This window comes from Streptomyces sp. NPDC001070 (assembly GCF_053598835.1).
Genome location: NZ_JBSFLB010000030.1, coordinates 81,406 through 96,919, shown reverse-complemented (window position 1 = coordinate 96,919; position 15,514 = coordinate 81,406). Strand labels below are relative to the sequence as shown.

The window sequence follows — 15,514 nt, the reverse complement described above, 5'->3', positions numbered from 1 at the left end:
AACGCAGGGTTCCGTCATGGCCCGGGCATGGGACCACCCCCGCACTAGCGTCCCGGGGCCATGGGACACATCGACCACGCTGCCTTCGGCTGGCTGACCCCGCTGCTCTCGTACGCCATGGCCTGCGTCGGGGCCGCGCTCGGACTGCGCTGCACCGTAAGGGCCCTGGCCGCGACCGGACGCTCCCGGCGCAACTGGCTCATCACCGCCGCGAGCGCGCTCGGCACCGGCATCTGGACGATGCACTTCGTCGCCATGCTCGGCTTCCGCGTCTCGGGCACCGAGATCCGCTACAACGTCCCCCTGACCGTCCTCAGCCTCGCCGTGGCCATGCTCGTCGTCGGCCTCGGCGTCTTCGCCGTCGGCTACGGCAAGGGCCGCGTGCGGGCGCTGGCGGTCGGCGGCCTCACCACGGGCCTCGGCGTGGCCAGCATGCACTACCTGGGCATGGCCGCCGTACGTGTGCACGGCGGGGTCTCCTACGACCCGTGGCTCGTGGCACTGTCCGTCGTCATCGCCGTGGCCGCCGCGACCGCCGCCCTGTGGGCCGCGCTCACCATCCACCGGCCCGTGGTCGTCGCCGGCGCCTCCTTGGTGATGGGTGCGGCGGTCAGCAGCATGCACTACACCGGGATGCTCGCCGTGCACGTCCAGGTCCGGCCGTCGGCGGAGGCGCTGCCCGGAGCAGGCGCGACCGCCTTCCTCTTCCCCCTCATCGTCGGCCTCGGCTCCTATCTCTTCCTCACCTCCGCCTTCGTCGCGCTCTCCCCGACCGCAAGGGAGCGCATCGCCTCCGCCACGGCCCAGCGCATCGGCGAGGGCGCCGTATGACGCCGCAGCGCGGCCGCAGGGCGCACGCCGGACTCCCCGCGGACGAGGAACTGCACTACCGCTCGGCCTCCGGCACGTCGGATGGCGCGGAGGGACGGCTGAGTCTGCGGCCCAGGACCGTGCGCGCGAAGATCGTGTCCGTCCTCATGGTGCCCGTCGTCTCGCTGATGGCGCTGTGGGCGTTCGCCGCCGTCACCACGGCGCAGGACATCTCCGGCCGGCTGCGCGCCCAGCGGGTAGCAGAAACGATCCGGGAACCCGTCGCCGCCACCGTCACCACCGTGCAGGCCGAACGCCGTGCCGCCGCCCGCTACATGGCGCGGCCGACCACCGCGGCCGCCACCGAACTCAGCCGCAGCGCCACGGCCACGGACCGCGCCGCGGCCCGCCTCCGCCTGGGCGGCGGCCACACCGTCGCCGACGGCACCGGCCTGCCCGGCGCCGCGGCCGTGCGCGTGCGCGCCTTCGTCGGCGACATGGAACGGCTGCGGAGACTGCGTACCGGCATCACCCAGGGCGACGCCGACTGGCAGCAGACGTACCGGGCCTACACCGACACCGTGACGGACGGGTTCGCCGTCGGCGGCGCCCTTGCGACGTCCCGTGCCGATCGGGCCGCCCTGGACATCGGCCGCGCCGCCGAACAACTCTCCCGTGAGGACGCCCTGCTCTCCGCGGCCGCCCTCACCCGGGACCTGCCGACCACTCGGTACCGCGAACTGAGCGGTGCCGTGACGGCCCGCCGCGTCCTGCTCGCGGGCTCCGCCCCCGAGCTCACCGGCGACAGCCGGGACACCTGGCAGCGCCTCGCCCGCTCCACCGCGTACGCGGACCTGGAGGCCATGGAGGACGCGGTCCTGGACGCCGGAGCGGGCAAGACAGCCGCGGTCGGCGCGGACTCCGCCTCCTGGGACCGGGCCGCCAGGCAGGTGCTGTCCGCACTGGGCAGGGTCGCGGGCACCGCCGTTCCCGCCGACCGGCCCATCACACAGGGCCTGTTGAGCACCTCGGGCATCGCCGTCCTGCTGGGCCTCGTCGCCGTCGTCGCCTCCCTCCTCATCTCCGTTCGGGTCGGCCGCGGCCTCGTCGTCGAACTGGTCGGCCTGCGCAACACCGCGCTCGAACTGGCCCGCCGTAAACTGCCGCGCGCCATGCGGCGGCTCCGCGCCGGCGAGGAGATCGACCTCGACAAGGAGGCGCCTCTGGGCAAGCACGGCGGCGACGAGATCGGCCAGGTCGCCGAGGCCCTGGCCACCGTCCAGCGCGCCGCGCTGCGGGCCGCCGCGGAACGCGCCGAACTGGTCAACGGCGTCTCGGGTGTGTTCGTCAACCTCGCCCGGCGCAGCCAGATCCTGGTGCACCGTCAGCTCGCCCTGCTCGACAGCATGGAACGGCGTACCGAGGACCCGAACGAGCTTGAGGACCTGTTCAAGCTCGACCACCTCACCACCCGTATGCGGCGGCACGCCGAAGGCCTGATCATCCTCTCCGGGGCGGCCCCCGGGCGGGCCTGGAGCAAACCCGTACCGCTCACCAATGTGGTGCGCGCGGCGGTCGCGGAGGTCGAGGACTACGCCCGCGTCGAGGTGCGGCGGCTCCCTCAGGCGGCCGTCGTGGGCGCGGCCGTGGCCGACCTCACCCACCTCATCGCCGAACTCGTCGAGAACGCCGCCCAGTTCTCGCCACCGCACACGAAGGTGCGCATCTACGGCGAACAGGTGGGCAACGGCTACGCCCTGGAGATCGAGGACCGAGGGCTCGGCATGGGCAAGGAGGCGATGACCGAGGCCAATCGGCGCATCGTGCAGACCCAGACGCTGGACCTGTTCGACAGCGACCGGCTCGGCCTGTTCGTCGTCAGCCGGCTCGCCCGGCGGCACGACGTCAGGGTGTCCCTGCGGCCCTCCCCCTACGGCGGCACCACGGCCGTCGTCCTGCTGCCCACCGCCCTACTCGACATGAGGGCACCCGAAGCCCGCGCCCCACGGGCGGCCGGGGCGGGGGGCGCGGCGTCCGGCCCGCACAGACCCGGCCAGAGGTTCGCGGAGGTCCCGCCGGCGGCGGCCTCCCCGCGCGGCGACGGCGACGGGCCGCCTCGTCCCTCCGCGCCGCGGCCCGTCCCCGTGCCGGAGCCCGCCCCCGCCCCTGCCCCCGTCACGGCGCAGGTGCCCGCCCCCGCCCCCGCACCCGCCCCCGTCACGGCGCAGGTGCCCGCACCCGCCGCCGACGGCGGCCTCCCGCGCCGCGTACGGCGCGCGAGTCTCGCCCCGCAGCTGCTCGAGCCTCCTCCCGCCCCCGAGCGCGTCCCCGGGCGGGGGGACCAGGGCGACGACACGCCCGGACGCTCGGCGGAGCAGGCACGCGCGACGATGGCCGCCTTCCGCCGCGGGTGGATCCGCGGCGGCGGTGCCGGAGCCCGCGACGCCGACGGCGAACGCCCCGCCCCGCGCCCACTGCGGGCCGCTCCGCCGCCCGGCCCGGGCCAGGGCGAGCCGGGCCACCACGACGGTCCGCACACGACGCCGGACGACGGCGGCCCGGACGGCGGCCGGTCCGCCGGCCGGGCATCCCGCGAAGGAGAGCACGGATGATCGACGCATCGAACCGGTCCGGTGAACTGGACTGGCTGCTGGACGACCTCACCGACCGGGTCGCCCACGTACGCCATGCCGTGGTGCTGTCCGGTGACGGCCTGGCCGTGGGCTCCTCGCGCGGGCTGACCCGTGAGGACGCCGAGCATCTGGCGGCCGTCGCCTCGGGGTTCCACAGCCTCGCCAAGGGCGCGGGACGCCACTTCGCCGCCGGCCAGGTCCGGCAGACCATGGTCGAGCTGGACCAGGGCTTCCTCTTCGTGGCCGCCGCGGGCGAGGGCTCGTGCCTCGCGGTGTTCACCACCGCGGGCGCCGATGTCGGCCTGATCGCCTATGAGATGGCCCGCCTCGTCAAACGCGTGGGCGAGCACCTGCACACCCCACCACGCCTCGGCACCGCCGGTCCGGCCGCCGGCTGACCGGGCGCAGGGGTGATGAACGGCGGGCACCCGCGCCGGCCCGATGGCCACTGGTACGACGACGAGGCCGGGCCCCTCGTGCGCCCGTACGCGATGACCGGCGGCCGCACCCGGCCCGGCACGGCGGGTGCGGCCCTCGACCTGATCGCCCAGGTGCTCGCCGAACCCGGCGCCGCCGACGATCCCACGCTCGAACCCGAGCACATCGCGCTCCTCGCGCTGTGCCGGGACGAGCCCCTGTCGGTCGCGGAGCTCGCGGCCGACGCCGACCTGCCGTTGGGTGTCGTACGCGTCCTCCTCGGCGACCTCCTGGCGCTCGGCAGCGTACGGGTGCGCACACCCGTACCGCCGGCGCAACTTCCCGACGAGCGCATCCTGCGAGAGGTGATCAATGGACTCCGGGCACTCTGAGACGTCGGTGATGGCCCTGAAGATCCTCATCGCGGGGGGCTTCGGGGTCGGCAAGACCACCATGGTGGGCGCGGTCAGCGAGATCCGGCCGCTGCGCACCGAGGAGCAGCTGACCGAGGCCGGGCGCCATGTGGACGACACCGGGGGAGTGGAGCGGAAGACCACCACCACGGTGGCGATGGACTTCGGCCGGATCACCATCCGGGCGGGCCTGTCGCTCTATCTGTTCGGCACCCCCGGCCAGGACCGCTTCTGGTTCCTGTGGGACGAGCTGTCACAAGGGGCGCTCGGCGCGGTCGTGCTCGCCGACACCCGTCGCCTGGAGGACTGCTTCCCGGCCGTGGACTTCTTCGAGCACCGGAAGATCCCGTTCGCGGTCGCCGTCAACCGCTTCCCCGGCTCGCATGTGCACCGGCCCGAGGACATCGCGCGCGCCCTGGATCTGCAGGACGGCACCCCGGTCGTCCTGTGCGACGCGCGGGACCGCGCATCGGGCAAAGAGGTGCTGATCGCCCTCGTGGAACACGCAGGGAGGATGCACGCGGCACGCCTGCTGGACTCGGTGCGCTGACGGTCCGTGGGCGGGCGGGGCACCCTAGCAGAACGGCCCCGCAGAAAACTGAAATCCACGTGCATTGAGAGGCTCCGGAACCAGGTGCGTACAGGTGGCCAGACGGGGCGCACGGGCCCCGACGCCCCTACCGCGCAAGGAGTTCAGATGCACAAGCGGATCGGTGCCGCAGTCGCCGGAACGGCCGCTGCCCTTCTCCTCGTCACCGCCTGCGGCGGGTCGAACGGCTACAACCAGGCCAGCAGCGTGGCGCCGGCGGCCCAGCAGCAGGAGGCGGCCACGTCGCAGCCGGGTTCCGGGGACTCCTTGGGCGGCTACGGTTACGACAACGAGACGTCGGCCGATCCGTCGTCGGGCTCCGGCGACGGCTACACCTCCGGAGGGGACGAGAGCTCCGACAGCGGCAGCGCGGACGCCGCCTCCGACAAGAAGTGGCCCATTCTGTCCGTCGTCAACGACGCCAAGCTCGGCGACATCCTGGTCGACTTCAAGGGCCGCACCCTGTACCGCTTCGACAAGGACACCGACTGGCCGATGGTGTCCAACTGCACCGGCGAGTGCCTGAAGAAGTGGCCGGCGGCCAAGCCCGTCACCAAGGCGCAGGCCGAGGCCGCCGGCCTCAACCCCAAGCTCGTCAGCACCTACACCCGGCCCGACGGCACCAAGCAGCTGTCGTACAACTGCTGGCCCGTCTACTGGTACGTCGGCGACACCAAGCCCGGTGACACCAACGGCCACGGCGTGGGCGGCACCTGGTGGGCCATGGGCGCCAACGGCAAGAAGGCCAACGGCGGCAAGCCGATCCGCTGACCCGGGGCGGCGGCGGGCGCCCGACGCTCAGTCCGCCACACCCGACTCGGCGAGCACCTTGTCGATCCGGACCCGCACCAGCAGTTCACCCGGAACCCCATTGCGCGCCCCGAACTGCTCCGCGACGTCTTCGCCCATGTAGCGAGCGGCGATCCGGGTGGCCCACTCCCGCAGCGGGCCGGGTTCCTCGCTCACCTCCGCACGACCCTGCAGAACCACATACGCGAACGGCGGCCGGTCATCGTCCACACACAGGGCGACCCGGCCGTCGCGCGTGATGTTTCTGCCCTTGACCGTGCTCTTTCCCGTGTTGAACACGACGTCGTCACCGTCGAGCAGAAACCAGACGGGCGCGATGTGGGGCGTGCCGTCGGCCCGTGCGGTCGCCAGTTTCCCGGTGCGCGTCCCGGCGGACACAAAGGCCCGCCACTCTTCCTCGGTCATCCTGTGTCCCATGTCCCCATCCTGCCCCGGGACCGCGGCAGGCGGCGCCTCAGGACCCGCTGGAGGGGTGTGGCGGCTCCACCTCCTGGTACAGCGGCACATCCATGCGTCCGCGCCGCAGCAGCCGGCGCCAGCGGACCGGGTCGTACTCCTGCGGCGAGGTGCCGGCGAGGAAGTCCTCCAGTACGGCGACGAAACGCTCGGGCGCGTCATGGTGCGGAAAATGACCCGCGTCCTCGAACAGCTCCAGCCGGCTCCCGGGCATCGCGGTGTGCGCCATCAGCGCATGGCGCACCGGGATCACCCCGTCGTGCTCGCCCCACACGATGAGGGTGGGCAGGCCCGCCGTCAGATAACTGCGGTCCATCATGGTGATGACCTGGCCGCGCAGATCCACACCCGCGCGCAGAGTGCGCAGGAAGGCCTGGCGCGCCATGGCGCTGTCCAGCATGAGGTAGCGCTCGAGGACGTAGTCGAAGTCGTGGCGGCCCAGCCCGAGTCCTCCGGTGTTCCGCAGCAGCGGCGCGAGCAGCCGCAGCGCCTTGCGCACGGGCGGCGATGTGGCCAGCGGCAGCGTCAGTTCCGAGCCCGGGCCCGCGGCCAGCCGCAGTAAGGGGTGCACCTCCGGTCCCAGGCCACCGCCGCCCACGATCACCAGGCGTTCGCAGCGCTCGGGGAACTGGTAGGCGAACTGCATCGCGACGCCCGCACCGAGCGAGTGGCCGACGACCGACACCCGGTCGACGTCCAGCACGCCGAGCAGGTCGCGCATGCCGCACGCGTAGGCCGCGACCGCGTAGTCGGCGCGCGGCCGCTCGCTGTCTCCGTGTCCCAGCAGATCGGGCGCGATCACCGTGTGCCGGCGCCCCAGCCGCGGCAGGATGTGCTCCCACGTCGCCGACGAGTCGCCGAGACCGTGGATCAGCAGCAGCGGCGGCCCGCTGCCGCCCAGCCGGAACGCCCGCCGGTAGCCGTGGATGTCGCGATGGACCAGGGGGACGCTCTGGGAATCGTCCTCCGCCTCCGAAGTGGGACCGTAGACCCGGCGCACGACCTGTCCGCGTTCCATGCGTCCAGCGTGCGACAGCGGGGTTTCCCCCGCAATGCCGCGCCGTTAGCAGGATGTGAACGCCCCATCACCGGTTGCGACCGGAACGGGCGCGGCCGGTGCCCCGCATTCCCGGGCATCCGAGGGAAAGTGATTGTGAGATGTCACAGTCGGCGCCTCCAAGGGGGCCTTCTTCGGCCAGACTGTGCCCCTCCGTATCGAACCCATGGTCGACCGAGGACCTGACGCATGCGCCTGCGCCCCCGCACCATCCGCACGCAACTCGTGGCCCTTCTCCTGGTGCCGCTGATCTCGCTGGCGGGGCTGTGGACATACAGCACCTTCACCTCGGTGCGCGGGGCCTTCGCCCTCATGGGGATCGCCGACACCTACCGCTACTACGGCACCCCCGCCGACGAGCTCGGACGGGCCCTGCAGGTCGAGCGGCGTGTCGCCGTCGCCTATGTGGCGTCCGACGGCGCGAGCGGCGGGGCCGAGCTCGAGGGCAGCGAGCGAACGACCGACCGGCTGCTCGCGACCGTCCGTGACCACGCGCGCGAGCAGGCGCAGGGCACCGATCTCGACCTCGCCCAGCGGCAGCGGCTCGCCGAGCTCATCACCGCCGCCAAGGATCTGGAGCCGCTCCGCGAGGACGTCCGACAGCGGGGAATCGGCTGGTCGATGACGCTGCACCGCTACTCGGCTGTGATCGACCCCATCTTCAGGCTCCGCGGAGCGCTCGCCGCGCTCCAGAGCGGCGAGGTGGCCCGCCAGGGCGGCTTCGTCATCGACCTCGTGCGGGCCAGGGAACTGCTGTCCCGCGAGGACGCGATGCTCACCGCGGCACAGGTGGGGTCGCCCATGACCGGCAGTCAGTACCGCGAGTTCATCGGCACCATCGACGGCCGCAAGCTGCTGCACTCCATCGTCGACCCGGAGTTGACCAAGGCCGCCAAGGAGCGGCTCGACGAGTTCGAGGGCGGCAGCGTCGCCTGGACGCTCGACTCCATGGAGACCGCGGCCCGTTCGGCGGGAGCCAAGGACGTCGGTCTCGTCGTCTCCCGCGACCGCTGGCGGGAGAACGCCGACCGGGCACTCACCGAACTCAGCAACATCAATGTCGAGGCCGCTCGCGAGGTGGGCGAGCAGGCTCGCAACGACGGCATGGACGTCCTCGTGCGGACCGGCGCGGTGAGCCTCGCCGGTCTGTTCCTCGTGGTGCTCTCGGTCGTCGTCTCGCTGCTCATCGGGCGCGGCATCGCCCGCAGACTCACCCTGCTGCGCAACCAGGCCCTGGAACTGTCCGGCAAGCGCCTGCCCGAGGTGCTCCGCAGGCTGCGCGCCGGTGAGGAGCTCGACGACGCAGCGGTGGCCCGGGCCGCCCCCGACCTGCACTTCGGCGCCGACGAGATCGGACAGGTCGGACGGGCGTTCAACAACGCCCAGCGCGCGGCCGTACAGGCCGCCGTCGACCAGGAGAAGCTGCGCCGCGGCGTATCCGCGGTCTTCACCAACCTGGCCCGGCGCAGCCAGGTGCTGCTGCACCGTCAACTCACCCTGCTCGACGCCATGGAGCGGCGCTCCGAGGATCCGGCCGACCTGGACGACCTCTTCCGCGTCGACCACATCGCCGTCCGCATGCGCCGGCACGCCGAGGGCCTGCTCATCCTCTCCGGCAACGCACCAGGCCGCGCCTGGCGCCGCCCGGTGCGGCTCGCCGAGGTGGCACGCGCCGCGGTCGGCGAGGTCGAGAACTACCAGCGGGTCGTCGTACGGCGCATGCCCCGGGTGGCACTGACCGGACCCGCCGTCGCCGACGTGCTGCACCTGCTCGCCGAGCTCATCGACAACGCCACCGCCTTCTCGCCGCCCGACACCAAGGTCGAGGTGCGCGGCGAGGTGGTCGCCGGCGGTTACGTGCTGGAGATCGAGGACCGGGGTCTGGGCATGAGCCAGGAACGGCTCGCCGAGGCGAACGAGGAGCTCGGCGAGGCCGCCTCGGGGACCGACCTCCCCGAGACCGACCGCCTGGGCCTGTTCACCGTCGGTCGGCTCGCCGCCCGTCAGGGCGTACGCGTCACGCTGCGCCGGGGCCGCTACGACGGCACGGTGGCCGTGGTGTTCGTCCCGCAGTCCGTGCTCGTGGAGGCCTCGGGCGACGACGCGGAGACCGGCGAGCAGGTGCTGCGCCCGCGCGCGGTGCCCGAGTCGTCGCGGCCGGACCGGGCCGACGCGGCGCCGCGCACTCCCAGGCCGCGGCGGGGACCGAGCAGGCCGCGGGAGGACGGGCGCACCGTTTCGGGGTTGCCGAAGCGGCAGCGACAAGCCAGTCTCGTGGCACAGCTCCGGGACGACGTCGTGCACGAGAGTCCGGGGGAGCCACCTGGCGGTGGAGCGGAAAGGGAACGATCTCCGGAGGAGGCTCGTTCCACCATCACGGCGTTCGCCCGCGGGCTGGCCCGCGGGAGGGACGCCGCAACACCGCAAGGGACAGCGGAGACCGGGGAGAACGGGGGATGACGGTGAGCAGTGGACTCACATGGCTGATGGACGATCTGACCGAACGGGTGCCGCACGTCAGGCACGCGCTCGTGCTCTCCAGCGACGGTCTGGTGACCGGGGCGAGCACCAGTCTGGACCGTGCCACGGCCGAGCACCTGGCCGCCGTCTCGTCCGGGTTCCACAGCCTCGCCAAGGGCGCGGGGCGGCATTTCGAAGCGGGCGGCGTGCGGCAGACGATGGTCGAGTTCGACGACGGATTCCTGTTCGTCACGGCCGCGGGCGAGGGCAGTTGCCTGTCCGTGCTCAGCGGGGTGCAGGCCGACGTCGGCCAGATCGCCTACGAGATGACCCTCATGGTCCACCGGGTCGGTGAACACCTCGGTGTCACGCCGCGCCGGCACGACGCGGCGGCCCCGGGGGAGTGATGAAGCATGAGCCCGAGCCCGCCGGGAGACGAGGGCGCGCTCTGGTATGACGACGAGGCCGGCCCGATGGTGCGCGCCTACACCATCACCGGCGGCCGCACACGGCCGGACTCCGACGGTGACGTCGATCTGATCGCCGTCATGGTCCCGGCTGCCGGTGCGGTCTCGGAAGACGACCTCGACGAGGAGCACCTGGCCCTTCTGGACCTGTGCCGGGACGGCCCGCTCACGGTCGCCGAGCTGGCGGCGGAGGCCGATCTGGCGCTGGGCGTCGTCCGAGTACTCCTCGGCGACCTCCTCCGCGACGGCCACCTGCGGGCCATCCGGCCCGTGCCTCCGGCCGAACTGCCGGACGTCGGGCTGCTCAAGGACGTCATCGACGGCCTGCGCGCACTGTGAGCCGGCCCGCCGCTCCGGCGGCGATGTCGGTCCCCGGACGTACCGTGGCGGCATGGATGCGATCACGTACGTCCGGGGGGACGCCAGTGCACCGCAGGGCAAGGGCGTCAAGCTGATCGTCCACGTCTGCAACGACCTGGGCGGCTGGGGCAGGGGGTTCGTGCTCGCGATCTCCCGTCGCTGGCCGGAGCCCGAGGCGGCGTACCGGCGGTGGCACCGAGAACGCGCGAAGAACGACTTCGACCTGGGCGCCGTCCAGTTCGTCCAGGTCGCCGAGCGGGTGTGGGTCGCCAACCTGGTCGGACAGCGCGGCATCCGCACGGGCAGCAAGGGAGCGCCGGTGCGGTACGACGCGATCGGCACGGGGCTGGCGGCGGTGGCCGGCAAGGCCGCGGAGTTGGGCGCCTCCGTGCACATGCCGCGCATCGGCTGCGGGCTCGCGGGCGGACGCTGGGAGCGCGTGGCACCGCTGATCGAGGAGCAACTGGTGCGCAAGGGAATCGCCGTGACGGTCTACGACCACGAGGGGTGACGCGGAGTTATCCACAGGCCCCGGCGGATGGCGGCGCCAGGACCTATCGTCGTGACTGTCAGTGATGAGTCATTGCGGAAGGTCAGAGGGAGAGTGGCATGGCTGTCAAGGAGACCACCGCCCGGGCGGCGCTCGGCATGCAGCGAGCCCGGGAGGAACTGGGGCTGGAGGCTGAGGAGTTCGAGGTCGCGCTGCAGACCGGGGAAGTCCGCACGGCACCGGCCGTCGGCGGGCGGCGGCGCGTCGTACGGGCGGACGTGGACCGGTTGCGGGCGGAGGAGGGCTTTCCGGACCGCCTGCGTGAGCGGCTTGAGCTGGTGGGCAGCATCGAGGGCGCGGCGCTGATCGGCATCAGCCGGGAGCGCTTCACCCGACTCGCCAAGGGCGGCCTCATCCGTCCCGTGCGCTGGTACGTCAACCGCTACCGCGCGGTGGTGTGGCTGTATCTCGCCGACGAGGTGCGGCGGTTGGCCCAGGCCCACCCGGCGCTCCTGGAGGGCAGGCTGCCCGTCGAGCTGAGGGACGCCCTAGACGAGGGCGAGGACCATCGGGCCCGCGGCTGGCGGGCGCGCCGCGTGGAGGAACTGGTGCGCGACGCGGAGGACGCGTGGGCCGAGGCGGCGGCCTGGGCCGCCCTGCTGGGCCCGGAGGCGGCGGCCGAGGCGGTTCCGGGCCTGCGCGAACGCGCCTACCTGCGGCGGCTGTGCCCGGCACTGCCGCCAGGGAGCACAGGGTCGTACGCGACGCGCGAGATGATCGAGGCCCAGACCGTCGCCGCCCACCCCGACGAGATCACCTTCGCCCAGGTCTCCCTCGCGGACGCCCTGCTGCGGGCCCGCGCGTCACGGCCCGCGCCACAACCCGAACGGGAGGCGCCCGCCCTCACCGCGCCCCACACGCCCACCCCGCCGCCCGCACCCGACCCACCGGCCCCACCGCCTCCGCCCGCAGCGTCCCCGCCGCCACCTGCCCCGCCTCGCGGCCGCTGGCGACGCCTCCTCGGGCTCGGATGACGGGCGGTCGGCCGCGGTGCCCCCTGCTCCGCCGGCGCGACGCGGACCAAGGCCGCGCCGGAAACGCCCGGCTCAGCCGCCGTGCTTCCGGAACAGCCCCTCCTGGACCACGGAGACCAGAAGCCTGCCCTCGCGGTCGTAGATCCGGCCGCGGGCCAGGCCACGGGCGCCGGTCGCGATGGGCGACTCCTGGTCGTACAGGAACCACTCGTCGGTCCGGAACGGCCGGTGGAACCACATCGCGTGGTCCAGCGAGGCCATGTCGAACCCGCGCGGTCCCCACAGCGGCTCGACCGGTACGCGCACGGCGTCCAGCAGCATCATGTCGCTGGCGTACGCGAGTGCGCAGGTGTGCACCAGCGGGTCGTCGCCGAGCGGCCCGACCGCCCGCATCCAGACCGCGCTGCGCGGCTCCGCGCCCTCGATCTCCTCGGCGGTCCACCGCAGGCGGTCCACGTAGCGGATGTCGAACGGCTGCCGTCGCGCCATCCGCTCCAACTGCTCGGGCAGTTCCCCCAGGTGTTCCCGGAGTTCGTCGGCCAGCTTCGGCAGGCTCTCCGGATCCGGGACCTCCCGCATCGGCAGCTGGTGCTCGAACCCGGGCTCCGGCAGGTGGAAGGAGGCAGTCAGATTGAAGATCGTCCGCCCCTCCTGCACCGCGACAACGCGCCGGGTGGTGAAGGAGCGGCCGTCACGGATCCGCTCCACCTGGTACACGATCGGCACCCCGGGGCGCCCCGGCCGCAGGAAGTACGCGTGCAGCGAGTGCACCGGACGGGTGCCGTCCGTCGTGCGCCCTGCCGCGACCAGTGCCTGGCCCGCCACCTGCCCGCCGAAGACCCGCTGGAGGCGTTCCTGGGGGCTCTGCCCTCGGAAGATGTTCTCCTCGATCTTCTCCAGGTCCAGCAGGTCCACCAGCCGCTCGGCGGGGTTGGTCATCGGGTGTGCTCCTTCGTGCGGGTGGTCGGTCTCGCGGTCACAGCGCGCCCACGGCCGTCACCTTGACCACCGCGCGGCCCTCCTCGTCGGAGGCGGTGAGGTCGATGTCGGCCGAGATGCCCCAGTCGTGGTCGCCGTTGGGGTCGGCGAAGGTCTGGCGGACCTTCCACAGGCCCTCCTCGGGACGCTCCTCGATCTGCAGCAGCTTCGGGCCGCGCGCGTCCGGCCCGGTGCCCAGATCCTCGTACTCGTCCCAGTAGGCGTCCATCGCGTCGGCCCAGGCGTCCGCGTCCCAGCCCGCATCCGAGTCCATCTCGCCGAGTTCGGCGAACCGCTCCAGCGCGGCCAGTTCCACCCGGCGGAACATCGCGTTGCGCACCAGCACCCGGAAGGCTCGGGCGTTGGCCGTGACCGGCTTGACCTGGTCGGCGCGCTCCTGGGCCTCCTCGGCCGTCATCTCCTCGGGGTTGGCGAGCTGCTCCCACTCGTCGAGGAGGCTGGAGTCGACCTGGCGGACCAGTTCGCCCAGCCAGGCGATCAGATCCTGCAGGTCCTCGGACTTCAGGTCGTCCGGGACGGTGTGCTCCAGCGCCTTGTAGGCCCCCGCCAGGTAGCGCAGGACGATGCCCTCGGTCCTGGCCAGCTCGTAGTGCGAGACGAACTCCGAGAAGGTCATGGCCCGTTCGTACATGTCGCGTACGACCGACTTGGGCGACAGCGGGTGGTCGCCGACCCACGGGTGGCTCTTGCGGTAGACGCCGTAGGCGTGCGAGAGCACCTCCTCCAGCGGCTTGGGATAGGAGATGTCCTGGAGCCGCTCCATCCGCTCCTCGTACTCCACGCCGTCGGCCTTCATCGCGGCCACCGCCTCGCCGCGCGCCTTGTTCTCCTGGGCGGCGAGGATCTGCCGGGGATCGTCGAGGGTGGACTCGATCACCGACAGCATGTCCAGCGCATAGGAGGGGGACTCGGGGTCCAGCAACTCGAAGGAGGCCAGCGCGAAGGTGGACAGCGGCTGGTTCAGCGCGAAGTCCTGCTGCAGGTCCACCGTCAGCCGGACGATGCGGCCCTCCTCGTCGGGCTCGTCCAGGCGTTCCACGACTCCGCCCGCCAGCAGCGAGCGGTAGATCGCGATGGCGCGCCGGATGTGCCGCAGCTGGGCCCTGCGGTCCTCGTGGTTGTCCTCGAGCAGCCGCCGCATCGCGTCGAAGGCGTTGCCCGGGCGGGCGATCACCGACAGCAGCATCGCGTGGGTGACCCGGAAGCGGGAGGTGAGCGGCTCGGGGTCGGAGGCGATCAGCTTCTCGAACGTGCTCTCCGTCCACCCGACGAAGCCCTCGGGCGCCTTCTTGCGCACCACCTTGCGGCGCTTCTTCGGGTCGTCACCGGCCTTCGCCAGGGCCTTCTCGTTCTCGATCACGTGCTCCGGCGCCTGGGCCACGACGAAGCCCGACGTGTCGAAGCCGGCCCGCCCGGCCCGGCCCGCGATCTGGTGGAACTCGCGGGAGCGCAGCACGCGCACGCGGTTGCCGTCGTACTTGGTGAGGGCGGTGAAGAGCACGGTGCGGATCGGCACGTTGACGCCGACGCCCAGGGTGTCGGTGCCGCAGATGACCTTCAGCAGCCCCGCCTGCGCCAGCTTCTCCACCAGGCGCCGGTACTTGGGCAGCATGCCGGCGTGATGCACGCCGATCCCGTGACGGACGTAGCGGGACAGATTGCGGCCGAACTTCGTGGTGAAGCGGAAGTTCCCGATGAGCTCGGCGATGGCCTCCTTCTCGGCCCGCGTGCACATGTTGATGCTCATCAGCGCCTGGGCGCGCTCCACGGCCGCCGCCTGCGTGAAGTGCACGATGTAGACGGGGGCCTGGCGGGTCTCCAGCAGCTCGGTCAGCGTCTCGGTGAGCGGCGTCAGCCGGTACTCGTACGACAGCGGTACCGGGCGCGTGGCGGAGCGTACGACGGCCGTGGGGCGGCCGGTACGGCGGGTGAGGTCCTTCTCGAAGCGCGTGACGTCGCCGAGCGTCGCCGACATCAGCAGGAACTGCGCCTGCGGCAGCTCCAGCAGGGGGATCTGCCACGCCCAGCCCCGGTCCGGCTCCGCGTAGAAGTGGAACTCGTCCATGACGACCTGGCCGATGTCGGCGTCCTTGCCGTCCCGGAGCGCTATCGACGCCAGCACCTCCGCGGTGCAGCAGATGACGGGCGCGTCCGGGTTGACGGAGGCGTCGCCGGTCAGCATGCCGACGTTCTCGGTGCCGAAGAGCTTGCACAGGTCGAAGAACTTCTCCGACACCAGCGCCTTGATCGGGGCGGTGTAGAAGGTGACCTCGTCCCGGGCCAGCGCGGCGAAGTGCGCACCCGCCGCGACCAGGCTCTTTCCCGAGCCGGTGGGCGTCGACAGGATGACGTTCGCCCCGGACACCACCTCGATCAGCGCCTCCTCCTGGGCGGGATAGAGCGAGATGCCCCGGCCCTCCGCCCAGGACGAGAAGGCCTCGAAGAGGGCATCGGGGTCGGGCTCGGCAGGCAGCTGATCGATAAGGGTCACACCACCATCTTGCCTGCCTCGCGGACCG

At 72.4% G+C, this 15,514-nt stretch carries 15 protein-coding genes; 11 read left to right on the top strand and 4 right to left on the bottom strand.

Features of this window, described 5'->3' with window-relative positions; all coding sequences use genetic code 11:
• Positions 1–60: 60 nt before the first annotated feature.
• The 6 genes from ACWDAS_RS31580 to ACWDAS_RS31555 all read left to right on the top strand — a co-directional run bounded on the left by ACWDAS_RS31580 (position 61) and on the right by ACWDAS_RS31555 (position 5,633).
• Entirely contained in the window at positions 61–831 is a 771-nt protein-coding gene (locus ACWDAS_RS31580; protein WP_450397818.1) for an MHYT domain-containing protein, read from the top strand.
• A complete protein-coding gene (locus tag ACWDAS_RS31575) occupies positions 828–3,422 on the top strand; it encodes a nitrate- and nitrite sensing domain-containing protein (protein WP_450397816.1) in 2,595 nt (864 codons plus the stop codon). The genes ACWDAS_RS31580 and ACWDAS_RS31575 overlap by 4 nt, the downstream gene beginning before the upstream one ends.
• The gene (locus ACWDAS_RS31570; RefSeq protein WP_450397814.1) at positions 3,419–3,841 is read left to right on the top strand and encodes a roadblock/LC7 domain-containing protein; all 423 of its coding nucleotides are present in this window, start codon (positions 3,419–3,421) and stop codon (positions 3,839–3,841) included. The genes ACWDAS_RS31575 and ACWDAS_RS31570 overlap by 4 nt, the downstream gene beginning before the upstream one ends.
• Before the next feature lie 15 nt (positions 3,842–3,856).
• Positions 3,857–4,252, top strand: a complete 396-nt coding sequence (locus ACWDAS_RS31565; RefSeq protein ID WP_450397813.1) for a DUF742 domain-containing protein — start codon at positions 3,857–3,859, stop codon at positions 4,250–4,252.
• The gene (locus ACWDAS_RS31560) at positions 4,233–4,823 is read left to right on the top strand and encodes a GTP-binding protein (protein WP_450397811.1); all 591 of its coding nucleotides are present in this window, start codon (positions 4,233–4,235) and stop codon (positions 4,821–4,823) included. The genes ACWDAS_RS31565 and ACWDAS_RS31560 overlap by 20 nt, the downstream gene beginning before the upstream one ends.
• A gap of 147 nt (positions 4,824–4,970) precedes the next feature.
• Entirely contained in the window at positions 4,971–5,633 is a 663-nt protein-coding gene (locus tag ACWDAS_RS31555; RefSeq protein ID WP_450397809.1) for a hypothetical protein, read from the top strand.
• Between the two features lie 27 nt (positions 5,634–5,660).
• Here the strand turns inward: ACWDAS_RS31555 and ACWDAS_RS31550 are convergent, their stop codons facing one another.
• Positions 5,661–6,089, bottom strand: a complete 429-nt coding sequence (locus ACWDAS_RS31550; protein WP_450397807.1) for a PPOX class F420-dependent oxidoreductase — start codon at positions 6,087–6,089, stop codon at positions 5,661–5,663.
• 37 nt (positions 6,090–6,126) lie between these two features.
• Entirely contained in the window at positions 6,127–7,146 is a 1,020-nt protein-coding gene (locus ACWDAS_RS31545) for an alpha/beta fold hydrolase (RefSeq protein WP_450397806.1), read from the bottom strand.
• A 228-nt stretch (positions 7,147–7,374) separates the two neighbouring features.
• On the opposite strand from ACWDAS_RS31545, the gene ACWDAS_RS31540 reads away from it, so the two are divergent.
• The 5 genes from ACWDAS_RS31540 to ACWDAS_RS31520 all read left to right on the top strand — a co-directional run bounded on the left by ACWDAS_RS31540 (position 7,375) and on the right by ACWDAS_RS31520 (position 11,996).
• On the top strand, positions 7,375–9,645 hold the full coding sequence (locus tag ACWDAS_RS31540; protein ID WP_450397804.1) for a sensor histidine kinase: 2,271 nt from the start codon (positions 7,375–7,377) through the stop codon (positions 9,643–9,645).
• Positions 9,642–10,052 (top strand): roadblock/LC7 domain-containing protein, encoded by a 411-nt coding sequence (locus ACWDAS_RS31535; RefSeq protein WP_450397802.1) that lies wholly within the window; start codon positions 9,642–9,644, stop codon positions 10,050–10,052. The genes ACWDAS_RS31540 and ACWDAS_RS31535 overlap by 4 nt, the downstream gene beginning before the upstream one ends.
• Before the next feature lie 6 nt (positions 10,053–10,058).
• Entirely contained in the window at positions 10,059–10,451 is a 393-nt protein-coding gene (locus tag ACWDAS_RS31530; protein ID WP_450397801.1) for a DUF742 domain-containing protein, read from the top strand.
• 52 nt (positions 10,452–10,503) lie between these two features.
• A complete protein-coding gene (locus ACWDAS_RS31525; protein ID WP_450397799.1) occupies positions 10,504–10,983 on the top strand; it encodes a macro domain-containing protein in 480 nt (159 codons plus the stop codon).
• Positions 10,984–11,081: 98 nt separating this feature from the next.
• Entirely contained in the window at positions 11,082–11,996 is a 915-nt protein-coding gene (locus ACWDAS_RS31520; RefSeq protein ID WP_450397797.1) for a DUF6397 family protein, read from the top strand.
• A 72-nt stretch (positions 11,997–12,068) separates the two neighbouring features.
• Here ACWDAS_RS31520 and ACWDAS_RS31515 read toward each other — a convergent pair whose 3' ends face one another.
• Together ACWDAS_RS31515 and ACWDAS_RS31510 are read right to left on the bottom strand one after the other, a co-directional pair.
• On the bottom strand, positions 12,069–12,935 hold the full coding sequence (locus tag ACWDAS_RS31515; protein ID WP_450397795.1) for an acyl-CoA thioesterase: 867 nt from the start codon (positions 12,933–12,935) through the stop codon (positions 12,069–12,071).
• Positions 12,936–12,972: 37 nt separating this feature from the next.
• Entirely contained in the window at positions 12,973–15,486 is a 2,514-nt protein-coding gene (locus ACWDAS_RS31510) for a DEAD/DEAH box helicase (protein ID WP_450397794.1), read from the bottom strand.
• Between the last annotated feature and the right edge of the window lie 28 nt (positions 15,487–15,514).